18 protein-coding genes are annotated in these 22488 nt (G+C 45.5%); 7 read left to right on the forward strand and 11 right to left on the reverse strand.

Annotated features, from left to right (window positions below):
- Positions 1–39 precede the first annotated feature (39 nt).
- The gene (locus EWV66_RS09880) at positions 40–312 is read right to left on the reverse strand and encodes an addiction module antidote protein (protein WP_081417858.1); all 273 of its coding nucleotides are present in this window, start codon (positions 310–312) and stop codon (positions 40–42) included.
- Positions 313–513: 201 nt separating this feature from the next.
- Here EWV66_RS09880 and EWV66_RS09885 point away from each other — a divergent pair, with 201 nt between their 5' ends.
- Positions 514–2049 (forward strand): TolC family protein, encoded by a 1536-nt coding sequence (locus tag EWV66_RS09885; RefSeq protein ID WP_185237242.1) that lies wholly within the window; start codon positions 514–516, stop codon positions 2047–2049.
- A gap of 203 nt (positions 2050–2252) precedes the next feature.
- Here EWV66_RS09885 and EWV66_RS09890 read toward each other — a convergent pair whose 3' ends face one another.
- Both EWV66_RS09890 and thiO read right to left on the reverse strand, forming a co-directional pair.
- The gene (locus tag EWV66_RS09890) at positions 2253–3005 is read right to left on the reverse strand and encodes an SAM-dependent methyltransferase (RefSeq protein WP_249264885.1); all 753 of its coding nucleotides are present in this window, start codon (positions 3003–3005) and stop codon (positions 2253–2255) included.
- 54 nt (positions 3006–3059) lie between these two features.
- Positions 3060–4991 carry a glycine oxidase ThiO gene (thiO, locus tag EWV66_RS09895; protein WP_052277217.1) on the reverse strand — a complete coding sequence of 644 codons (1932 nt, stop codon included), beginning with the start codon at positions 4989–4991 and terminating at the stop codon, positions 3060–3062.
- Positions 4992–5236: 245 nt separating this feature from the next.
- Here thiO and EWV66_RS09900 point away from each other — a divergent pair, with 245 nt between their 5' ends.
- Positions 5237–5863, forward strand: coding sequence for a DUF2301 domain-containing membrane protein (locus tag EWV66_RS09900; protein WP_004159461.1), 627 nt, complete (start codon positions 5237–5239; stop codon positions 5861–5863).
- Between the two features lie 277 nt (positions 5864–6140).
- Here EWV66_RS09900 and EWV66_RS09905 read toward each other — a convergent pair whose 3' ends face one another.
- From EWV66_RS09905 to EWV66_RS09920, 4 genes are all read right to left on the reverse strand, one after another.
- On the reverse strand, positions 6141–7139 hold the full coding sequence (locus tag EWV66_RS09905; RefSeq protein ID WP_287107288.1) for a nitrate ABC transporter ATP-binding protein: 999 nt from the start codon (positions 7137–7139) through the stop codon (positions 6141–6143).
- A gap of 46 nt (positions 7140–7185) precedes the next feature.
- Entirely contained in the window at positions 7186–9192 is a 2007-nt protein-coding gene (locus tag EWV66_RS09910; protein WP_287107287.1) for an ABC transporter ATP-binding/substrate-binding protein, read from the reverse strand.
- A gap of 154 nt (positions 9193–9346) precedes the next feature.
- Entirely contained in the window at positions 9347–10174 is an 828-nt protein-coding gene (ntrB, locus tag EWV66_RS09915) for a nitrate ABC transporter permease (protein WP_002798614.1), read from the reverse strand.
- A gap of 141 nt (positions 10175–10315) precedes the next feature.
- On the reverse strand, positions 10316–11638 hold the full coding sequence (locus EWV66_RS09920) for a CmpA/NrtA family ABC transporter substrate-binding protein (RefSeq protein ID WP_052277215.1): 1323 nt from the start codon (positions 11636–11638) through the stop codon (positions 10316–10318).
- Between the two features lie 1228 nt (positions 11639–12866).
- Here EWV66_RS09920 and EWV66_RS09925 point away from each other — a divergent pair.
- Positions 12867–14033, forward strand: a complete 1167-nt coding sequence (locus EWV66_RS09925; protein WP_287107286.1) for a cysteine desulfurase family protein — start codon at positions 12867–12869, stop codon at positions 14031–14033.
- A gap of 1 nt (position 14034) precedes the next feature.
- Here the strand turns inward: EWV66_RS09925 and EWV66_RS09930 are convergent, their stop codons facing one another.
- On the reverse strand, positions 14035–14232 hold the full coding sequence (locus EWV66_RS09930) for a hypothetical protein (protein ID WP_002768518.1): 198 nt from the start codon (positions 14230–14232) through the stop codon (positions 14035–14037).
- Between the two features lie 405 nt (positions 14233–14637).
- Between EWV66_RS09930 and EWV66_RS09935 the strand changes: the two genes are divergently transcribed.
- Positions 14638–15579: a TIGR04168 family protein gene (locus EWV66_RS09935; RefSeq protein WP_287107285.1), complete on the forward strand. Its 942-nt coding sequence runs from the start codon at positions 14638–14640 to the stop codon at positions 15577–15579.
- 212 nt (positions 15580–15791) lie between these two features.
- On the opposite strand, the gene EWV66_RS09940 is transcribed toward EWV66_RS09935, so the two are convergent.
- Positions 15792–16733, reverse strand: a complete 942-nt coding sequence (locus EWV66_RS09940; RefSeq protein ID WP_043995994.1) for a hypothetical protein — start codon at positions 16731–16733, stop codon at positions 15792–15794.
- Between the two features lie 298 nt (positions 16734–17031).
- Positions 17032–17574, reverse strand: coding sequence for an NUDIX hydrolase (locus EWV66_RS09945; protein ID WP_052277210.1), 543 nt, complete (start codon positions 17572–17574; stop codon positions 17032–17034).
- A 107-nt stretch (positions 17575–17681) separates the two neighbouring features.
- On the opposite strand from EWV66_RS09945, the gene ylqF reads away from it, so the two are divergent.
- Together ylqF and EWV66_RS09955 are read left to right on the forward strand one after the other, a co-directional pair.
- Positions 17682–18521: a ribosome biogenesis GTPase YlqF gene (ylqF, locus tag EWV66_RS09950; RefSeq protein ID WP_072925896.1), complete on the forward strand. Its 840-nt coding sequence runs from the start codon at positions 17682–17684 to the stop codon at positions 18519–18521.
- A 160-nt stretch (positions 18522–18681) separates the two neighbouring features.
- Complete coding sequence (locus tag EWV66_RS09955) at positions 18682–20166, forward strand: glutamate synthase subunit beta (protein ID WP_072925895.1); 1485 nt, start codon at positions 18682–18684, stop codon at positions 20164–20166.
- A gap of 180 nt (positions 20167–20346) precedes the next feature.
- Here the strand turns inward: EWV66_RS09955 and rpaA are convergent, their stop codons facing one another.
- A complete protein-coding gene (gene rpaA, locus EWV66_RS09960) occupies positions 20347–21087 on the reverse strand; it encodes a two component system response regulator RpaA (RefSeq protein ID WP_052278494.1) in 741 nt (246 codons plus the stop codon).
- Between the two features lie 511 nt (positions 21088–21598).
- Here rpaA and EWV66_RS09965 point away from each other — a divergent pair.
- Entirely contained in the window at positions 21599–22318 is a 720-nt protein-coding gene (locus EWV66_RS09965; RefSeq protein WP_052277206.1) for a biliverdin-producing heme oxygenase, read from the forward strand.
- Positions 22319–22488 lie beyond the last annotated feature (170 nt).

The following is a 22488-nucleotide window of genomic DNA, read 5'->3' on the forward strand; positions in this document are numbered from 1 at the left end:
AGTCAGACTTAAGCAATTAAGCGTTTTTCGCTATCTGCGTCAACCCCATTGACGCGACCACCCTAAAAAAGTGGCGTGGTGAGGAATCGCCGTCCGTTTTACGGCGGCGAGGATGTCAAAGAGACTCTCCCGTCCCAAACCCGTCTCACGAGCAATACGAGTCATCCCTTGAGAACGAGCAATATCGCCTAATGCTGCCACTACTAAGCTAGGATCGCCATCTTCGAGGGCAGCTTCCAGATAAGCGGCGATATCTTCTTTTGTTTTCAAGTGATCTGCTGCATCCCAAGGATAAGTCTGAATTGTAGCCATAGAGAACCTCCTATAAGTCTTGGGCTAAATCTAATGCTGTTTTGATGTCCCGTTCAAAATCAATCGAATCTCATTTTAGCCGGTGCTTAAAAGACGGTGGCTTTCATGCTCCCGTGTTACTATCGGTAATTAGTAATCGGCCAACATAGTGGTGTGAGCTTATTTACTTCTTATCGTTTACTGTTTACTTTCGAGATACTCATGTTGCTCTTGCGTTATGGTATTACCGTGAGTGCGGTGCTTGGGTTGATTTTCTTGGCTGAATCCTCGGTTAAGGCACAAACTCAGTCCGCTGCCGATTTATTGAAGAAACCCCGACCTACTGCCAATCCAGTTTCTCAATTACCCAGTCCCTCGGCGGCACCGGCAACCACGGAAGCGGATCCCAAAGCCCCTAATTATCTTAATCCTAGTGGCAATCCCCTAATTTTTCCCACCAAACCGGATGAGGTGAATATTAGGGTAGTACAACCGATCACCTTAAATCAAGCGATCGAATTAGCTTTAAAAAATAATCAGACCTTACAGACAGCCCGGGTCGATTTAGAAATCGCTCGCGCCCAATTAAAGGAACAACAGGCGGCCTTATTACCCACGGCCGAAGCGGAAACCAGTCTCACTCAAGATCAATCGGCAGCGGCCCAAAGACAGAATAATTTGGCTCGTCAACAGGGAATCCCAGCAGTTACACCAGAAGATAGTACCAACCTTCAGGGTAGTGTTCGGATTGTCTATGGGGTTTATACAGGGGGTGAACGGACAGCCCAGATCAAAAGGGCCGAAAAAGTGATCCGGCAACGGGAATTAGAGGTGGAACGAGTCTCGGAACAAACTCGTTTTGATGCCACCGATGCCTATTATGAATTGCAGAGGGGTGATGCTCAGGTAGCGATCTCCCAAGCTGCGATCGAAGATGCTAGTCAAAGTTTACGGGATGCACAATTATTGGAGCAAGCGGGACTAGGAACCCGATTTGCTGTCCTACAGGCGGAAGTTGACCTAGCCAACGCTAACCAAGACCTAACCCGGGCGATTTCTACCCAGCGTATTTCCCGACGGCGACTGGCACAGATATTGAGTGTCGGTCAGCACATTGAGTTAACCGCTGCCGATGAGATTCGCGAGGCGGGAACTTGGGGCTTAAGTCTTGATGATAGTATCGTTTTGGCCTACAAAAATCGCGCCGAATTAGAACAACAACTCTTACAGAGGGAAATTAGCGAAGAGGATCGCTCGATCGCCATTTCGGCGGTGATTCCCCAAGTGGACCTTTTGGGCGAGTATAATGTTCTTAACGATCTCAGTGATGATGCTGGTTTTGGCGATGGTTTTAGCGTCGGCGGCCGGATTCGTTGGACTTTCTTTGATGGTGGTCGTGCTTTTGCTCGCGCCCGTCAAGCGGAAAGAAACATCGATCGCGCCGATACGGAATTCTCCCTCCGTCGCAATGAAATTCGCCTTCAGGTGGAGGAATCCTACTATAATTTGATTTCTAACCAAGAAAACATTAAAACTTCGCAAAAAAGCATTGAATCCGCCACGGAAAGTCTGCGATTAGCCCGTTTACGCTTTCAGGCCGGTGTGGGAACCCAAACGGACGTGATCAACTCCCAACGGGATTTAACCGATGCCAGAAGTCGTTATCTACAGGCGATCGTTGATTACAATAAATCCTTAAATAGTCTCCAGCGAGCGATTAGTAATTTACCAGACAATCGTTTGTTTGAAGTGCGTTAATTGTGGGATTTATCCCGGTGTGGTGTGGGGGGAGATAGCCAAATCTCCCCTATTTTAACGAGTTTGGATAATTCTAATCTGTTGTTCCCGCAATCGCTGCAGGGTGGGAGTTTCCTGTAGTTTTTGCACCTGCGGACGCAGATGATTAAAACAATAGGAATTACTGCGAAACAAAGCTGATCATAAATTGGACGGCTTTTTTTCTAGGCCGCTTGCAGAACATAGAAGGTATAACCATAGAAGTTGCTGAATTTCTCAAAAAGTTTCATCTCTTCTTCAGTTTCACGAATAACCGATGGGCTACTGGGGCTGATTTCCAGCTGCCCGATTCGCTCACGGAGAGGTTGATAATAATTGAGCCACCAAACCTGACTGGGCAGCCTCTGGGTAGAAAGTACCTTAAAACCAGACCTATTAGCCCGAACGATATTCTCAAACTCATTACCCATTGTATGATAGGCGTTTTGCCAATAGGCCACAGCCGGCTCTGGTAGCTCATCAGTAAACCAACTCATCTCCGAGATGACGGCGATCCCGTTGTTAGAAACAAGCGGTCGCCAGATTTTAAGAGCTTGCTCAAACCCAAGATTATAAGCAGCCCCCTCAGACCAAAGTAGATCAACTGAACCCACTGACCAATCAAGTTTAGCCATGTCACCATGAATTGGAATGATTAAATGCTCAAGACCAAGCTGTTTTGCTCGGGTTTTGAGTTCGTCGATAAAAACCGACGAGGAATCCACTGCCATGACAGGGCTTTGGTAGTATTGTGCCAGCAGTAAAGCACTGGCACCACTTCCACATCCTAGATCGGCAATTCGTGGCTTGAGGGGCAAAATAGAGAGATTACTCAAAATTTTTAGGGAGAAGTCAGAGTCGCCAGGCCCTTTACGGTCAAGTCCACGGTGTAAATCAGTTAAAGCGGCAACATACTCAGTTTGATTGTCTGTAGTCATAGAGATTTTTGCTGGCTCTAATAGCTGAAAACAGCCCATTCCTAGCTTAATCGGTTAGGCGATCGTTCCCGTCAGGGGGGAACTAGGACTAGCATAGGACTTAATCGGCATTCTTCCCGCTAAATAGGCTAAACGTCCCGCTTTTGCCGCCATTGCCATGGCCTGGGCCATCATAGCCGGATTGGCCGCCATAGCGATCGCACTGTTAATTAATAAAGCATCGGCCCCCATTTCCATGGCCCGGGCTGCTTCTGAGGGTGTACCGATCCCGGCATCTACCACCACGGGAATTTGGGACGATTCGATGATAATCGCGATATTTGCCTCATTTTTCAGCCCCTGTCCCGACCCAATCGGCGATCCTAGGGGCATAACCGTGGCGCAGCCGGCCTCCTCTAAACGTTTGGCTAAGAGAGGATCGGCGTTAATATAGGGCAGTACGGCAAAACCTTCTTTAACTAATTGTTCCGCCGCTTGCAAAGTTCCGATCGGATCGGGTAATAAATATTTAGGATCGGGAATAACTTCGAGTTTAATAAAGTTATTGTCTTCCTGTCCCAATAATTTGGCCATTTCTCGCCCTAAACGGGCCACCCGAACCGCTTCTTCGGCCGTTTGACAACCGGCAGTGTTGGGTAACATCCAAATTTTAGACCAATCGATCGCCTCTGCTAATCCCTCATGACCGGGTGCGTTCGTTTGTACTCGTCTAACGGCAACGGTGACAATCTGACATTCACTGGCACTAATACTTTCCTGCATAGTCGTCAGATTGGCATATTTGCCAGTCCCAGTCATCAAGCGGGAGTGAAAGGTTTTCCCAGCAATGGTGAGGCGATCATTTTGGGGCGATAAAAGCGCTTGGGGTTTATTCTCAATAATAGTTAAGGACATAGGTGGAATAGTAACGGGTGATGGTTGATTAAAGCGATCGCAGCTAAAATGGGTCAAAATGGGATTAACTTTGTCATTAATCACCAGGTCGGCAATCAAGGAAGCAGTAACAGGAGCGAGTAAAATGCCATTACGATAGTGACCGGTGGCTAAAATCAGGTTATCACAGCTACTGCGGCCTAAAATAGGTAATTCATCCGCTGTACCCGGACGGAATCCCCACCACATCTCCTCGATTTCCCAGTCAGCTAAAGGGGGATAGAGACGGGTAGCACGCGCAAAAAGGGTTTGTAGTCCTTGGGGTGTATTGCCCGTTTGCCAGGCGACTTTTTCGGAAGTGGCCCCGATAATTAAACGACCATTGCGACGGGGAACCAGATAGGTTTGCGGACCGAATAAAACCCTCGCTAAGGTCTGGTTAGGGGGCATTTTTACCGCTGCCATTTGGCCTTTGACGGGATGGATAGGGAGGGGTAAAAGTTGACTGGCCCAGGATCCCGCCGCTAAAATGTAAATTTTTGCTTCTAATTCCCCAATTGAGGTATAAATACTCTTGACTTTTCCCTGCTTTTGTTGTATGGCGTGGACTTCTACCCCTTGGCGAATTTCTACCCCTAAATTTTCGGCCGCTTGTTGCAGGACAGTCACTAGCTGCCGGTTATCCACTTGTCCATCGTCGGGATACCACCAACCACCGACCACATCTTTACCTAATCCGGGTTGGTAGAGGTGAACTGCATTGCTGTCTAACCAAATTTTATTAACTTCCTCGGTAGTAACGGGCTGATCTAGCTCGTAAACGGGAGCAAGAATACCACAGGGATAGTAACCGGTGTTTATCCCCGTTAAATCCTCGATTTTGCGGATCCATTCTGGATATAGCCAGCGCGATTGCAGGCAAAGCTCGAGAAACGGACCCGGGGGAATTCCCTCCGCATGGGGGGCCAACATTCCCGCAGCCGCACGACTAGCGGCCTGAGCTATATCTCGAACTAGGAGGGTAACTTTTGCCCCGCGCAATTGTAAATCGACGGCGATCGCTAATCCGATGATACCACCGCCCACGATCAAAATTTCGCTAGTTGAGTTCATAAAAGTCTCTGGCACCAAAGAGAATTACTGAAATGACAAGCAATTAGAAGTTAAAACAAGAAAGACGTAGTAAAATAACATATATAGTCTTTTTATCCCAATTAATCATAATTTTTAGCTTGATTGACTACTAAAATCGCAATTAGTCAGCCGAGAGGAGGGAGAAGTGAGGCTACTGGCATAATTTAAGCTTAAGATAATTTGTAGTCGATCTTTTCTAAGCTTCCCTTTTTCTTTAGAGCATTATGACTTCCCCTGCTGTCGATCGAGTTTATCAAGGTCAATTCGGAGAGTTTACGATTACGGATAGTGATCGCCTAGGGGTGCGTCTCTACCGTCTGGGTTTAAATTTAGCGGCTTTTAGTTTCGCTGTCGCTACAATTATAGTTCTCACCCGACCGCAATTACTGCCCCTGACTAACCTTTTATACATGGGTTTTTGTCTGGGGTTAGGCATCAGTTTATTGACTATCCATATATATTTAATTCCCCTCCATCGTCTCCTGCAATTTTTTTGGCTAATCGGGGCGATTACTTCCCTAATTTTCAGCCTCTATTCTCACCTTTCTCCCCTAGAATTTGTCTATAACCACCCGGTGAGCTTATTCGGTGTCGGCTTTATTTTTGCTAGTCTCACGGGGATTTATTTCAAAGAAGCTTTTTGTTTTAATCGTCTAGAAACCAAGTTTTTAACCCCTCTAGTTCCCACCCTTTTACTCGGTCATCTTTTGGGGATATTGCCCTTAAATTGGGAAAAGGGGCTATTAATTCTCTGGGCGACTTTATTCGTTATCTTTGCTCTGAGAAAGTTAAGCCAACCTCTCCCCAACGATATCGGTGATAAATCGGTCTTTGAACATCTTAATCATTGATAAACTCTCCAGAGATTAAAATCTATTCTAAGATACAGTCTTGCGGGCAAGTGAGTGGAACGAACCACTCCAGACACAAAGGATACAAAGATCGATCACTACTATATAAGTTAAACTGATCGGGTTTCAGCTTTTTGTTCTTTGTCTCTTTCTGGTTTATTCTTGGTCAGTAATCAGTAAACAGTAATCAGTGAAAAGATAGTAAGAAACTTATATTTAATACTGTCACTTAAAACTCAAATCTGATAACTGATAACTGATAACTGATAACTGTTACTTATCTGGAGTCCTCGATGGTAGCCGGATTAGCAGTATTGGCAGTCTTGCTAGTGAACATTTGTATCAGACTAAAACCGACAAAAGCGAGTAAAGCTATGCCACCAATAGCAGTAACAATTTTACCCACGAGATTTTCTGTGCGGGGTTGTTCGGGGGCATCCTCGTTGGGATCCTCCGAATGGGCAAAACGATTGTAGAGGAAATCGAGGGCTTCATTGCGAAGTTCGTAGTAACGGGGATCCTCGGTAATTTGGGAACGAACCCGGGGACGAGCAAAAGGCATCTTTAACACCTCCCCGATTTTAGCGCTTGGGCCGTTGGTCATCATCACCAAGCGATCGCACAAGAACAAAGCCTCATCGATATCGTGGGTAATCATCAACACGGTTAACTGGTGTTCTTGCCAGATTTTCAGCAATTCTTCCTGTAATTCTTCTTTAGTGATCGCATCTAGGGCCCCAAACGGTTCATCGAGGATGAGGACTTGGGGACGAATGGCCAGGGCGCGGGCGATCGCAACCCGTTGTTTCATACCTCCCGATAATTGGGGGGGTTTTTTCTGGGCTGCTTCTGTCAATCCCACTAAGGATAGATTTTCTTCCACGATCTTCACCTTCTCAGCCTGAGATTTTTCGGGATAAACGGAATTAACCCCGATATAAACGTTCTCAAAGGCAGTTTTCCAGGGCAAAAGCGAATAATTTTGGAATACCATCATCCGGTCCGGGCCTGGTTCCTTAACCTCTTTATCCTGTAGCAGCACTTGCCCACGACTAGGAGAAGAAAACCCCGCCACCATATTTAAAAGGGTCGATTTACCGCAGCCGGAGTGACCGATAATGCAGACAAATTCCCCCTCATTGACTTGCAGCTCCACACCGTCTAAAACGGTGTAAACCCCTTCGGGGGAGGGGTATTCTTTGGCAACATTACTAACTAATAAAAAAGGCTGGGTGGTGGTGCTGGAATTCACGGTCTTATCGGTAAAAGTTTGCATATTCGTCCTAGATTTATTTTAAGGTGGGCAAAGCCCACCACAACCATTAATTAGCGACGGGATCATCGAGGAGAACTTCCGAGACGCGATAATCGCGACGGATCGAAAAACGTTCCAGATAGCCGATCGGATCGTCGGGATTGAAAATAAGATGATCAAAGAGGGCGAAACTGTGGCGATCGGGTTCCAAATCGGGAAGGCCCAGGGACCTGCAAGCTTCGCCAAACAGATCGGGACGACGGACGCGTTCAATCACTTCCACCCAGTTGCGAGGGAACGGTGCGTAACCCCAACGGGCAAGCTGAGTTAGGGTCCATAGGGCCTCACTCCGGCCTGGACAGTTAGCTTGATCGACGTAAAACTGGTTAAATCGGAATAGGGCCTCGGGGGCGGTTCCTAAACCGCGATCGTAACCATCGAGGAAACCAGGCCGAATAATTGTCCTATCCACGCCCACATACTGGGGCTGACTGAGAATATTGACGATTTCTTCTCGATTACGCTGATCATCGCAGTATTCGCAGGCTTTAATTAAAGCTTTCACCATGGCGATATGGGTTTCGGGATGTTTCGCTGCCCAAGTTTCCTTGACTCCGAGAACTTTTTCTTGGTGTCCGGGCCAAATATCAAGATCGGTGGCGATAACGTAGCCTAATTTTTCGTGAACGGCGTAGGAGTTCCAGGGTTCCCCCACACAATAACCGTCGATCTTACCCGCTTTTAGCAGGGAAACCATCTGAGGCGGCGGAATTACGGCTAAATTCACATCACTATCGGGATCGATGCCGCCACTAGCTAACCAGTAGCGTAACAGCAGATTGTGCATGGAAGCGGGGTGAACCATGCCGAAAGTGGCGATTTTATCGGGACTTTGCTGGAGGGCATCCTTTAAGTCCTCCAGTTTTTCTACCCCCAATTCCCTGTATTTATTGCTGAGGGTGATGGCGTTACCGTTGCGACTGAGTACCAAAGCGCTAATGACGGGGACAGAGGGCTTATTGCCAGCGCCAATGGTCATGCTGAGGGGCATTCCCGCCACCATCTGGGCCGCATCGAGACGACCGGTGGCCACCCCTTGGGCGAGTGCTTTCCAGTTGGGTTCTCGTTGCAGGATAACATCCTCTAATCCTTCCTCGGCGAAGAAACCTTTCTCTTTGGCGATAATAATCGGAGCGCAATCGGTGAGGGGGATAAAACCGATGGTGGGATTGGTTTTCAGTCTGGTAGCTTGACCGATCACTGTCACCGGTCCGGTGGGTTGACCGACTTTCTTCGATCGCTTCTGTTGGTTGAGGAAATAAACGATCTCGTTACGGAGGGCGTAGTAACTGGGATGGTTAACTACTTCTAAACGATGCCGGGGCCGGGGAATGGGAACATCGAGAATCTGACCGATATGGGCCTCTGGACCGGTGGTTAACATCACCACTCGATCGGATAGTAATAGGGCTTCATCCACATCGTGCGTGACCATGATACAGGTAACGTGGCTTTCTTCGACGATTTCCATCAAACGTTCCTGTAAATTGCCTCTGGTTAACGCATCCAGCGCCCCAAAGGGTTCATCGAGTAGCAGGACTTTCGGCCGTAGGGCTAGAGCGCGGGCGATCGCTACCCTTTGTTTCATGCCTCCCGATAATTCTCCCGGTCGTTTGTTGGCCGCATGGCGCAGGTGTACCATATCGATACTATGTTCGATGACACTTTTGCGTTCAGCAGCCGGTAGATGACGCAGCACGCGGTTAACTCCTAGGGCGATATTTTCTCGGACGGTTAACCAAGGCAGCAGAGAATAATTCTGGAAGACCACCATGCGATCGGGACCGGGACCTTTAATTTCTTTTCCCTCTAAAATCACCCCTCCCACCGTCGGGCGATCGAGTCCAGCGACCATATTTAAGAGGGTGGATTTCCCGCAACCGGAATGACCGATTAAAGAGATAAATTCCCCTTGAGTAACGCTGAGATCGATATTTTTTAGGGCGATATATTGACGGCCATCGGGCAGAGGGAAAACCTTATCAATGTGATCGACTTCAATAAATGCAGACATTTTCAGTTATCAGTTATTAGTTATCAGTTATCAGGAATCAGTTGTCAGTTATCAGATGTGAGTTTTTAGTTTACTGTTTACTGTTTACTTAAAAAGCTCCCCACACCCCACACCCCACACCCTGCCCCCACCGAAAAACTTTTTGCCGCAAACCCTATTTATTTTCTTCGGGTACAACTAATTTAGCGATGTAGGCCATGAGGCGATCGAGTAAGAAACCAACAATACCCACATAAATCAGGGCGAGGATAATTTCACTGATCATAGAACTATTCCAAGCATCCCAGATAAAGAAGCCAATTCCCACGCCACCGATCAGCATTTCTGCCGCTACAATCGCCAACCAAGATAAACCGATACCGATTCTTAATCCCGTGAAAACGTAGGGAACGGTGGCGGGAAAAAGAATGTTGAAAAAGTATTCAACTTTTGATAATTTTAGCACTCTAGAGACGTTTTTATAGTCTTGGGGAACCTGTTGTACTCCCACGGCTGTGTTAATAATAATTGGCCAAATTGCTGTAATAAAAATTACAAATATGGCACTAGGTTCGTTATTACGAAAAGCCGCTAGGGAGATGGGTAGCCAAGCTAGGGGGGGAACGGTACGCAGGATTTGGAAAATCGGATCGATCGCATCATAAATTAGGGCGCTACTACCGATTAAAATACCCGCAGCGATGCCAACAATAGCGGCAAGGGTGAAACCGACGGCCACCCGTTGTAAACTAGCTAAAATTTGCCAGAATAACCCCACATCCGTGCCACCATTATTGAAGAAGGGATTAATAATTAATTCCCAGGTCTCGCTAACCACTTTGGTGGGACTAGGAAGGGGAGCATCGGGACTAAAACAGAGAATTTGCCAGAGGAGAAGGAAAATTAATAAAGCAATCGCCGAAGTTGCTAGTTTGGATAATTTTTTTTTCAGGTCTTTTACCCATTTCTGACCTTGAGAACGACGAGAAATAGAAACAGCCATAATCAGTTATCAGTTATCAGTTATCAGTTATCAGTTATCAGTGGTTGAGTTGTCAGTGGTTCAGTGGTTCAGTTATCAGTGGTTCAGTTATCAGCTATCAGAAAATCATCTTTAACTGATTACTGATCACTGAACACTGATTTAAACCTTTTTAATCTTGAGAGATTTCAGATAAGCGGTGGGATTTTCAGGGTCAAAAGTAACACCATCAAAGAAAGTTTCCACACCGCGAGAGGTAGAGGTGGGAATTTGATCAGCCGGAACATTGAGGGCTGTGGCGGCTTCTCTCCAGATATCTTCCCGGTTAACCTTATCAACTAAAGCTTTGATGTCCGTATCGGCGGGAATATAGCCCCAACGGATGTCTTCAGTCACAAACCAAGTATCATGACTCTTGTAGGGATAGGAAGCGTTATCAGCCCAGAATTTCATGGCTACGGGGCTATTTTCGATTTTGCGACCATCACCGAAATCGATATTACCCTGCATTCTTCCCAAGATATCGGCGGGGTCAATTTTCAGCCATTCCCGTCCTGAAATAATCTCGCACATTTCCTTAACATTAGCGGGATCATTGCACCATTGCTGCGCTTCCAAAACAGCCATGGTTAAAGCTTTTGCCGCTTTGGGATTTTTATCCACCCAATCGGCGCGCATAGTTAGGGCTTTTTCGGGGTGATCTTTCCAAAGTTCCCCGGTAATCAGGGCCGAATAACCGAGTTTTTTGTTAACCAATTGGGCGTTCCAAGGTTCCCCCACACAGAAAGCTTGCATCGTGCCGACTTTCATGTTAGCCACCATTTGTGCCGGAGGAACAACAATTAGGGATAGATCTTTATTCGGATCGATGCCACCGGCGGCTAACCAATAGCGCATCCAGAGATCGTGAGTACCACCGGGGAAAGTGACGGCGGCTTTAACTTCTTTGCCCGCAGATTTAGCTTTAGCGAAGGATTCTTTCAGTACACCGCTATCGAGGGCAACCTTTAGATCCATGTATTCGTTAGCCACAGAAATCGCTTGACCATTGGTATTCAAACGCGCCAGAATATACATCGGTACTGGCTGTTTGGTGATTTTGCCCAAGGTCATTAGGTAGGGCATGGGGGATAAAATATGCGCCCCGTCGATACCGTTACCCGCCGAACCTAATTCGAGGTTATCCCGGGTTGCAGCCCAAGAGGCTTGTTTCATCACCTGTACATCGGGCATCCCGTGTTTAGCGAATAAACCTTTTTCTTTGGCGATAATTAAGGGGGCAGCGTCGGTGAGGGCAATAAAACCTAGTTTAGCGGTGGTGACTTCGGGGGTTTCTCCACTGACAACGGGGGAAGCGGCAGGACTGCCGGCCGGGGAGGGACTGGTCGCGGTATTATTGGGAGTGGCGCAACCGTGGAGAATTGCTGTTCCTACGGCAGTTGCCCCGGCAGTGAAGATAAATCTACGTCTGGAAAGTTTACTCATGGACTAAAAAATCGTGATTAGAAACTAAACAAAGGTGATGAAACGGTGAAAAATTCTCATTATTTCCCCCGCGGTGATAACCGAGAAGATTTCTTGCAAGTAACTGTTGATTCAGTAAGGAGGCTTTAACTATTTTTATCTCTCGATCGCTTTTGCTTCTCCATCTGGGGAGATTTAGCAGTAGTTTTTGTCTAAGAGATTTTTTCTAGAAGCATAACAGTTTTGAGGAGTCGATAGATAGGGGCGGTTTTTAGTCATCTGGGCTAGAAAGATCACTTTATTTCAGGGTTATCACCGAAGCAATTAACTTAAATTTACAGTCTTCAACGGGAAAGATAGTATAGATTGTTACAAAATATTGTCAGTCATGTAATAAGAGCATAAAAATTTGTCTGAAACGCATGGTAGAGCGATGGGTTTTTTTTAGCTATCTTGAATCAGTTATCATACTAAATCCAGTTATTAAAGACTGATTATCTATTCCTCCTTTTGCCTCTTGCCCCTTGCCTCTTGCCTATCCTGATAACTAGCCTATACTCAACGGATTTAGGATCAGATTTGAGTTTGCCGTTGACTGATTACCGGTTAATCTTTACCGATTACTGAAAAATCGCCGCAAGTATTAGCAACGGGACCAGCTTGAGACAATCTCTGTTATGCTTTGGAACTTGCCAAGGGCAAAAGCATATTATTATCGATCGATGTTTCCCCTTGATTAGATGCTTAGGGATATTGTCAATAGTGGGAGTTAGTCATCTGTGCCTATTTGATCGTTTGTCTTGATCACGATACTTTTAATCCTTACTGTCGCACCTATCCCAGACTCTGATCAAAAACTGGCTGTCTGGGATTCAGGAAAGAGCCGAAAAAATCTCTTAAATAACCTTCAATTATTCTACAGCGTTTTATCTGTTTTCATTTCATTTTAAGATGGCTCAAAGTTTCCCCGTTCCTGACTATCTTTCGGGTTTACTAGGCTTTTAGAACGGTTTTATGACTTTGATTGTTGACGATATTTGCTCTGTCTTTGGGATGACTTTTGCTGGTCTGCTGCCGAGATTGACACAAGAGAGGTAAAATCGACTCTGTGGGGATGCTTTAACCGGCATCTCTGTTTTTTGACAGGGGAAGATTTAACTGCCCCGACAATCGATCGAGTGTTAAACCTAAGCCGCTAAACTGAAAATAGCTGCTTGTCCTTGACTCTCATTTCTCAGATTGTAAAATAATGCAAATTTATCTTGACTATAGTGCCACTACCCCCACTCATCCCCAAGTAATCGAGCGGGTTGCCACTATTCTGCGGCATCATTGGGGTAATCCCTCCAGTTTACACAGTTGGGGACAGGATACGGCGACAGTCATCGAAATGGCCAGAGAACAGGTAGCAGGGTTAATTAATGCCAATCCAGACCAGATTATCTTTACTTCTGGCGGCACAGAAGCCGATAATTTAGCGATTATCGGAGTTGCTCAACAGTATAACCGCCCCCGTCATATAATTATTTCTAGTGTGGAACATTCGGCGATCGCTGAACCCTGTAAACAATTAGAGCAGCAAGGTTGGCAAATTACTCGTCTTCCCGTCAATCGTCAAGGTAGGGTGAATCCTTTAGACCTAAAAGCCGCAATTCAAAGCGATACGGTCTTAATTTCTATTATTTACGGACAAAGTGAGGTGGGAACCCTACAACCGATTGAAGAATTGGGCAGCATTGCTAGGGAAAGGGGAGTTCTTTTTCACACCGATGCGGTGCAGGTGGCGGCAAGATGCGATATTGATGTGCGGAAACTGCCCGTAGATTTATTATCTCTTTCTAGCCATAAAATTTATGGGATGCAAGGATCGGGAGCTTTATACATCAGAGCCGGTGTCGATATTTTACCATTACTGCGGGGCGGTGGTCAGGAAAAAGGCCTGCGATCGGGAACCCAAGCCGTACCAGCGATCGCATCTTTTGGTTTAGCGGCCGAATTAGCCCAAAAAGACTTAATTAGCGAAAAAATGCGTTTAATCGCCCTACGAGATCGATTATTTGACCTCTTAGCTGATTATCCTTATCTGCTGCCCACGGGGGACCGATTCTATCGTTTACCCCACCACGTCAGCTTTATTGTCCGTCCCGACGATAACAGTCACATCACGGGAAAACAGCTAGTTCGTCAGCTTAATTTAGCAGGAATCGGCATTAGTTCCGGATCCGCTTGTCATAGTGGCAAACTTTCCCCTAGTCCAATTTTAAAAGCTATGGGCTACAGCGATCGAGAAGCATTGGCGGGAATTCGTTTAACCCTGGGAAGGGACACCAGCGCAGCCGATATAGATTGGACTGCTCTAGTATTAAAACAAGTGATCGATCGCTGTTTATCTGCTTTAATTGTCAGCAAGAGTTAGTTTATGCCTCAAATTGTCCTTCAATCAAGATAATTTCGCCAAAATCGGGAATCCATGCCACCCAACGGCCCTGATCCTGTTCACAGAGTAGTAGTGCTTCATCAAAGCTGTATGGAGAGGGAAGCATTCTTAGTTGTACCCATGTATTTGCTTGGGGACAGGTAACAACGGCGGTAGTGCGAGATTGTAGTAAGGACATACACAGATCACCCTGATAATTCTGTATCTAAATTTACAAACAAACCGATGACTGTGGGTAACTTTGTTTTAAATCTTTACCTTTTCATTGGTAATTTGAGAAAAAATCTCTCTTTCTTGCCCACGGTTTTCGACTACCAATCCTAGTTAGGGTTTGCTGAATAAATGTGAAATATAGACGAGGTAAGGGTTTTAGGGTTCTGTTTCGCTCCCACAGATGCAAGATTTTGAGAGAATCGTGGTTCAAAACCTTGCGTCTTCATCGGCCCGCGTCCTGTAGGGGCGAAGCATTCGGGCAATAACCTATCGCTGAAACCGGAGATTTTCTAACCGAATGCTTCGCCCGTACTTTTTCAGCCAATCCTAGTTATGATCATTATTGGTAAATGATAGTTGATAACTGGTAATGGTAAGTTCTTTCCCTCGCACCTATAAAATCGCCGTCATCGGTGACGTTCACGACCAATGGGAAATAGAAGATAATTTAGCTCTAGAAGCTTTACAAGTGGATTTAGCCCTATTTGTGGGGGATTTTGGCAATGAATCCCTAGAAATTGTCGGCCGGATTGCTAGTTTGTCCTTACCAAAAGCCGTTATTCTCGGTAATCATGACGCTTGGTATAGTGCCACCTCCTGGGGACGAAAAAAATGTCCCTACGATCGCAATCAAGAAGATCGTGTCACCGCCCAGTTAGAATTATTAGGGGTTGCTCATGTGGGTTACTCAAAACTAGACCTGCCCAGTTTACAGCTTTCGATTGTTGGGGGTCGTCCCTTTACTTGGGGAGGTTCCGAGTGGAAAAATGGAGAATTTTTTCAAGAACGCTATAATATCAGCAGTTTTGCCGAATCTACTGCCAAAATTATCGCTAATATTCAAGATACTGCCTATAATAACCTGATTTTTTTAGGTCACAATGGTCCAGCCGGACTGGGAAAGGAAGCGGAAGCTATCTGTGGTCGCGATTGGCGACCTTTGGGAGGGGACCACGGAGATCCGGATTTAGCAGCGGCCATCGCACAAGCACAGCTATTAGGAAAACAGGTTCCTCTCGTCAGTTTCGGTCATATGCACCACCGTCTCCGTCATACCACTTCCCGTTTACGCAATCCCGTGGTCACTTCCGAGATGGGAACTGTTTATCTGAATGCTGCTAGTGTCCCTCGCATTCTCCACTCTGATAGGGGTAAATCTCGCAATTTTTCCCTAGTCACTCTTGAAGAAGGTCTAGTCACAGAAGCATCTTTAATCTGGTTGAACGATAATTTCGAGATTATCAGTAATAGAAAACTTTATCACTCCGGGTCGTCAATCGATCGCCTATCTCCCCAATCTTGTTATTCTTAAGTTTTGACAATAGACCTTTTCTTAATCTTATGCGGTACAACCACTAATATCAGTTATCAGTTATCAGTTATCAGTTATCAGTTATCAGTTATCAGTTTTCGGTTAACTGTTTACTGATTACTAAAAAAAGCTTCCCAATTCATAATTCATAATTCATAATTCATAATTTATAATTTATAATTTATAATTCATAATTTATAATTTATAATTTCCTATAGATAGTTAAGTTTTTGAGCGATTAGAGGTAAAGCAAGAGCGATAGCAACACTAACAATCATACCGATAAAAGCTTTCAAGGCATCCCCTAAAACCAATTTACCCGTGGCGGCTAAATTAGGGGTTTCTCTGGTTAAAGTCAGAGAAATTTCTCGACCTCCTAATAAACCTAAAAATACCCAAGTGGTACTCATGGGAATATGATTATAGCCAACAAAAAAGAGTAAAATTAAGCCATAAATTAAGTTAATAATTGTTGCAGAACGCGGATCATGGGCGTTAGTTTTGCTAGTGACAATTTTCTCGATTTGACCACCATGATTAATAAAAATGATGGTTTGCAGGAGTAGCATAACTGTTAGAGATAAAACTAACCATGTTGCCGCTAACTGTCTGGGAAGATAGGCGAAAATATTTGCAAAATCTTGCATTAACCATTGACTCCAGAGAAACCCGGTGGATAACCACTGTAAAACTACCCAGATTTTTTGAGGTTCTTTATTAACTGTTTCTAGGAAAAAGTTTTCTAATCGATAAATAATTCGATAGATTACTAACCCCACTATAACAGCAATAGCATAACCCCAAGCGGATTTAACTAACATTTCATCTAGAGATTGGGGAGCAAAAACTGTTAAAACCAAAAAGGTTGTACTCACAGGTATTCCCCAAGTGGTGAGAATTAAAATTGCCAGGGGAGGAACGATATAAATCCAAGTAAAATTTTCTGGGAAGGGAATCATTTCTAGTCGATTATAAGCCACATCTCCCTGATTAATGTACCAACCAGCGATAAAAATTGAGGCTAAGATTATACTGGAATACAGCCATAAAATCCACCAGGGACGTTCTTCATTGGCACTTAAAAAAGTCCCTAAAGTCTGTAGGGAATCGTTGGCAACGATTGCATAAGCTGATAGAATAAAGCCAGCAATCATAAAAAAATTACTCATAGACAAGTGAAAAAAATAAAACTTAAAGTAATACAAATCCTGTTCAAACAGTAGAGAAAAGCGCAGAGGTAGGAGAGCGGGAAGTGGGGAAGTGGGGAAGTGGGGAAGTGGGGAAGTGGGGAAGTGGGGAAGTGGGGGAATTTCAACTAAAACCCTAACACCCTAACACCCCAACACCCCCCGCAACGCGCACGCAGTGACCACCCTATCTTCTGAATCCTGACAACTGGCTCCCAAAAACGAAAACTTCCTACTTCTCTATTAATATAATCGCTAGAATTACTTAATTTTGCTTTAAAAAATCCCTCGCCAGATAGAAAGCTGCTAAACTACCAGAGACAGTAATTTCCTGCGGATTAATTTCCTGTAAAGGTCGCAGAATAACTTCGATTTCCTCGGTAACATCTAACTTTTGTTGACCTGTGGGGGTAGCATTAAGAGCCAAAAAAATATGAATTCTGTTAGTATCTTTAACAGGATTATCGTACAAAACAGCTAGAGGCATTAGAGAATCACTGTGATAACCAGTTTCCTCCTCGAATTCCCGATGCGCTGCTGTGGTAATATTATCTTCACCCGCATCCACTGATCCAGCGGGAAATTCCAATAAAATTTCCTTAACTCCGTGACGATATTGACGGACAAAAACTAATTGATTATCCTCAGTAACTGGAACAACTAAAACAATTTCAGGACGAATATTAACGAAATAATCATCGATAACTTGTCCAGAGGATAACTTCACCGCGTCTTGACGGACTTGACACCAACGATTCTGAAAAACTAGCTCAGATTTAACAATTTGCCATTTTTTTAAATTAGTCATCGATAATCCTGTTATAATTGCAGTGAAATTACTAAACTCTTTCTCAGATAATTATAGCTATCTAGGGACTATTCCTGATAAGATCTAATTTTATACTCCCATCTCCCATGTCGTTAATTCAATGGTATCCCGGTCATATTGCCAAAGCGGAAAGAAAACTTAAGGAACATCTTAAACTCGTGGATGTGATCCTAGAAGTGCGCGATGCTCGCATCCCCTTAGCTTCCCATCATCCGCAGGTGGACGATTGGATTGGCAATAAACCGCGCTTATTAATCTTAAATCGTCTCGATATGATTCCCGAATCTGCCTATCAACAATGGGTAACATGGTTTAAAAGTCAAGGAGAAACCGTCTATTTTACTAACGCTAAACAGGGAGAAAGAGTTAAAGCAATTATCAAAGCGGCGGAAAAAATTGGCGATGAAATTAACCAAAAACGTCAACTAAGAGGAATGTTACCGCGTCCAGTGCGGGCTGTGGTGATTGGGTTTCCCAATGTGGGCAAATCTGCCCTGATTAACCGTTTATTAGGGCGAAAAGTCGTCGCCAGCGCCCGCAGGGCTGGAGTAACGCGACAATTACAATGGGTACGAATTTCCGACACCTTAGAATTATTAGACGCGCCGGGGGTGATTCCTTCCCGTTTAGATAATCAAAAGGATGCGGTGAAATTAGCTATCTGTGAGGATATTGGGGATGCTGGTTATGATAACCAAAGGATAGCGGCGGCTTTTGTTGATTTATTAAGAGAATTACAGTATGAAGGACTTTTACTATCTCGTTACGGGTTGAATACCCTAGACATGACCGGGGAGGATTTTATCGAAAAATTGGCCGATCTCAAATATCAAGAAGATAAAGAAAGGGCAGCCATGCAGTTACTCAATGATTTTCGTAAGGGAATAATCGGGGCTATCCCGTTAGAATTGCCCCCTTCCTCTTGAAATCGCCTGTTTTTAACTCAATAGTTAATTACCCAATTTGTCAAAATTACCGCCTGTTAGTCCACTGAGCTGCCGATAAGATTAAAGAAATCGGTAAAGTTGCGGGATCGATCGAACTGTGAAGGAAGATAGGGGATAAACGACAGAGATAAAAAAGACTATGGGCAAACCGACTGGCTTTATCGAATTCCTGCGTGAACTTCCTTCCGAACTTACCCCTCTCGATCGCCTTCATAATTGGGATGAGTTTCATCTTCCCATGCCAGAAGATAAACTCCGCAATCAGGCTGCCCGTTGTATGGATTGTGGTACACCATTTTGTCACACGGGAACCCTAATTAGTGGCATGGCCAGTGGTTGCCCGATTAATAACCTGATTCCCGAATGGAATGATTTAATCTATCGAGGATTGTGGAGAGAAGCCCTCGATCGCCTCCATAAAACCAATAATTTCCCCGAATTTACCGGTAGAGTCTGCCCCGCTCCCTGTGAGGGTTCCTGTGTTCTCGGTATTCATAATCCCCCCGTTACGATCAAAAATATTGAATGTTCAATTATCGACAAAGGTTGGGAATCCGGTTGGATTACTGCCAATCCCCCCGCAATCCGTACCGGCAAAAAAGTGGCCGTGATCGGTTCTGGACCTGCTGGATTAGCGGCCGCCGACCAGTTAAATAAAGCCGGTCACTGGGTGACGGTTTACGAACGGGCCGACCGTCCCGGGGGTCTATTAATGTACGGTATCCCCAACATGAAGTTAGATAAAGAAGAAGTGGTTCTGCGTCGTCTCCAGATGCTCGAACAGGAAGGGGTAAAAATGGTCTGTAACACAGAAGTGGGCAAGGATATCAGCAGCCAAGACCTATTAAACGAATATGATGCCGTGGTTATCTGTACCGGAGCCACCAAACCCCGGGATTTAAACATCGAAGGTCGCCAATTAAAGGGTATTCACTTCGCCATGGAGTTTCTCACCGCTAATACAAAAGCACTATTAGACGGACAGCCCGGGGAAGATTTTATCTCGGCTGCGGGTAAAGACGTGGTAATTATCGGCGGTGGCGACACGGGAACCGACTGTGTGGGGACTTCCCTGCGTCATAACTGCCATAGCGTCACCCAATTAGAAATTATGCCGCAACCGCCCCGAGAACGGGCTGCCGATAATCCCTGGCCCGAATGGCCGAAAATCTACCGTCTGGACTATGGACAAGAGGAAGCGGCCGCCCGTTTTGGCGATGACCCCCGGGTTTATACCACCACAGCAACCAAATTCGAGGGGGATAGCCAGGGTAACGTCACAGGGATTCACACGGTACAAGTGGAATGGCAACGCAACGAAAAAGGACAGTTTATCCCCCAACCAGTGGCAGGAACAGAAAAAGTCATCCCGACGCAATTAGTTCTATTGGCCATGGGATTTTTGGGACCAGAACAGCCTTTACTCGATGATTTAGGCTTAGAAAAGGATGCCCGCAGCAATATCAAGGCCGAACACGGTCAATTTGCCACTAGCTTACCGAAAGTCTTTGCAGCGGGGGATTGTCGTCGTGGTCAAAGTTTGGTGGTTTGGGCGATTAATGAAGGCCGCGGGGCCGCCAGGGAATGCGATCGCTTTTTGATGGGGGCGACGGATTTACCGTAAACCAGTAGTTACTCCCACCATTGTCCTGACTTGCTGGGGGTGTTTTCCCCTCGTTATCGTCAGGGACAAAAAGAGGCCTCAGCCATAGCCATCAAAACCCAACCGCGAGTCAAACCTTCTCAATCTGAAGAGGAGGAGGAGCGAGGAAACAATTGTCCCTATTGCCTATCCGCTCCCTGTTTAAACTGTTGCCACCGATGAATCAAGCACCACCTGTTCATTGGTGGGTAACTCCAGACAATAACCCGCACCGTAAACGGTTTTAATATAGCGAGGGTGGCGGGGATCGGGTTCTAGTTTCGTTCTCAAATGGCGAATATGAACGCGAATAGTCTCGATATCATCATCGGGATCATATCCCCAGACTTCCTTGAGAATATCACTAGGGGAAACGGTTTGACCGTGACGTTGGAGAAGACAGTGGAGTAACTCGAATTCTAGATGGGTTAACTTGACCACACCTTCAAACCAGACCGCCTCAAAACGTTCGGGAACCAGGGTTAAAGGTCCAAAACTGAGTATTTCTGAGTGTTTAGCGGCTTGGGGAATGCGATCAGTGCGTCTCAGGAGAGCGCGCACCCTAGCTAACATTTCCTCCACCTCGAAAGGTTTGGTCAGGTAATCATCGGCACCGGCGTTAAAACCTTCCACTTTATCTTGGGTTTGCCCCAAGGCCGTGAGCATCAAAATCGGGATGTCGGACGTGCGTTCATCTCGTCGCAAACGCTGACAGACGGTAAAACCATCCACTTTGGGCAACATTAAATCCAGCATGATTAAATCGGGTTGTAACTGGACGGCCAAGGCCTGGCCTTTAATCCCGTCCTCTGCGGGGTTAACGTCATAACCCGCCATCTCCAAGTTGATGGAGACTAATTCCGCGATTGCAGGATCATCATCGATTACAAGTATTCGGGGCATTACCAGAGTGTTATGACTAAGGGTTTGGGTAGGGGGTTGCTCAATGTGTTCTCGCTGACATCGCAACTATGGCTTTGTCTCTCAAGGGCCTGAGTTTAGCACAACATAAAGAATCCTGTACTGATTATAAGCATGATTGCTAAATTCGGTTTCAATTTGTGAAATTTTGCCTATATAAGTCTCCTGAATGTTAAGAGTTTTTAAGAAGTGTAAACAGTGTTGGTCGAAAATTGATATTGGTGCCAGATTGTACCCTCTCCTGCCCAAAGATCAACTAGGGAGCAGTTTTTCACTAATCTTTACAATTGCGCCATCTCGATGGATACCGGTTTCAACTGGCGGTCAAGTCCTGCTAGAGCTAACTTTTCCCCCCTAAGCTCCCCTGGCGGCACTGTAAAAATTCTTAATAAAATTAGCGATCGATTCAGTTTAATCTACCAAAATAGGCGGTTTTAGTAAGCATCTGTAACGAACCCGATCCATTCTACTCATCCCAACAGGTGATCATAATATGAGCGTTAATTTATCAACTCAACTGCGAGAAGGCACGAAAAAATCCCATACCATGGCAGAAAACGTCGGTTTTGTCAAGTGTTTTCTCAAAGGTGTGGTGGAAAAAACTTCCTATCGCAAACTGGTGGCTAACCTCTACTTCGTCTATTCGGCCATGGAGGAGGAGATGGAAAAACTTTCCAGTCATCCCGTCGTTTCTAAAATCTGTTTTCCTGAACTCAATCGCAAAAATGCGCTCGAACAGGATTTATATTTTTATTATGGTCCTAATTGGCGCAACGAGATCGCTTTATCTCCCGCAGGTCAGGCCTACGTTGACCGGATTCGGGAAATCGCCACAACAGAACCCGAATTATTAGTTGCTCATTCCTATACCCGTTATCTCGGCGATCTGTCTGGGGGGCAAATCTTGAAAAAAATCGCCGAAAAAGCGATGAATCTGGAAACTGGTGGCACTGCTTTCTATGATTTCAAAGATATTCCCGACGAAAAAGCCTATAAAAACCACTATCGTCAAACCCTCGACCAGTTACCGGTAGATCAAGCCATGGCCGATCGCATTGTCGCCGAAGCTAACGCCGCTTTTGGCCTGAACATGAGAATGTTCCAAGAGTTGGAAGGTAATCTGATCAAAGCGATCGGAATTATGCTCTTTAATACTCTCACCCGTCGTCGCAGCACCGGCAGCACCGAAACTGGATTGGCTACCGCCGAATAGTAGTCAAGAAAACCAAAAAAACGGAAATTCTAGAATTTGGGTAATGGTCAGCCTTGACATCCTCGCCGCCCTAAAAGTGCGGCGATTCCTAAACCTCACGATTTAAGTTTCTGCTTCCACCACCGTCGCATACCACAGTTAAAAAACCATGTACTGTCTTACACAGAGTC

Source organism: Microcystis sp. M_OC_Ca_00000000_C217Col, from assembly GCF_007095585.1.
Classification (GTDB): Bacteria; Cyanobacteriota; Cyanobacteriia; order Cyanobacteriales; family Microcystaceae; genus Microcystis; species Microcystis panniformis.

Excerpts from the sequence above, each read along its gene's own strand:
- EWV66_RS09880 (WP_081417858.1), bottom strand. The coding sequence starts at position 312 with ATGGCTACAATTCAGACTTATCCTTGGGATGCAGCAGATCACTTGAAA.
- EWV66_RS09885 (WP_185237242.1), top strand. The coding sequence starts at position 514 with ATGTTGCTCTTGCGTTATGGTATTACCGTGAGTGCGGTGCTTGGGTTG.
- EWV66_RS09890 (WP_249264885.1), bottom strand. The coding sequence starts at position 3,005 with ATGACTACAGACAATCAAACTGAGTATGTTGCCGCTTTAACTGATTTA.
- thiO (WP_052277217.1), bottom strand. The coding sequence starts at position 4,991 with ATGAACTCAACTAGCGAAATTTTGATCGTGGGCGGTGGTATCATCGGA.
- EWV66_RS09900 (WP_004159461.1), top strand. The coding sequence starts at position 5,237 with ATGACTTCCCCTGCTGTCGATCGAGTTTATCAAGGTCAATTCGGAGAG.
- EWV66_RS09905 (WP_287107288.1), bottom strand. The coding sequence starts at position 7,139 with ATGCAAACTTTTACCGATAAGACCGTGAATTCCAGCACCACCACCCAG.
- EWV66_RS09910 (WP_287107287.1), bottom strand. The coding sequence starts at position 9,192 with ATGTCTGCATTTATTGAAGTCGATCACATTGATAAGGTTTTCCCTCTG.
- ntrB (WP_002798614.1), bottom strand. The coding sequence starts at position 10,174 with ATGGCTGTTTCTATTTCTCGTCGTTCTCAAGGTCAGAAATGGGTAAAA.
- EWV66_RS09920 (WP_052277215.1), bottom strand. The coding sequence starts at position 11,638 with ATGAGTAAACTTTCCAGACGTAGATTTATCTTCACTGCCGGGGCAACT.
- EWV66_RS09925 (WP_287107286.1), top strand. The coding sequence starts at position 12,867 with ATGCAAATTTATCTTGACTATAGTGCCACTACCCCCACTCATCCCCAA.
- EWV66_RS09930 (WP_002768518.1), bottom strand. The coding sequence starts at position 14,232 with ATGTCCTTACTACAATCTCGCACTACCGCCGTTGTTACCTGTCCCCAA.
- EWV66_RS09935 (WP_287107285.1), top strand. The coding sequence starts at position 14,638 with ATGGTAAGTTCTTTCCCTCGCACCTATAAAATCGCCGTCATCGGTGAC.
- EWV66_RS09940 (WP_043995994.1), bottom strand. The coding sequence starts at position 16,733 with ATGATTGCTGGCTTTATTCTATCAGCTTATGCAATCGTTGCCAACGAT.
- EWV66_RS09945 (WP_052277210.1), bottom strand. The coding sequence starts at position 17,574 with ATGACTAATTTAAAAAAATGGCAAATTGTTAAATCTGAGCTAGTTTTT.
- ylqF (WP_072925896.1), top strand. The coding sequence starts at position 17,682 with ATGTCGTTAATTCAATGGTATCCCGGTCATATTGCCAAAGCGGAAAGA.
- EWV66_RS09955 (WP_072925895.1), top strand. The coding sequence starts at position 18,682 with ATGGGCAAACCGACTGGCTTTATCGAATTCCTGCGTGAACTTCCTTCC.
- rpaA (WP_052278494.1), bottom strand. The coding sequence starts at position 21,087 with ATGCCCCGAATACTTGTAATCGATGATGATCCTGCAATCGCGGAATTA.
- EWV66_RS09965 (WP_052277206.1), top strand. The coding sequence starts at position 21,599 with ATGAGCGTTAATTTATCAACTCAACTGCGAGAAGGCACGAAAAAATCC.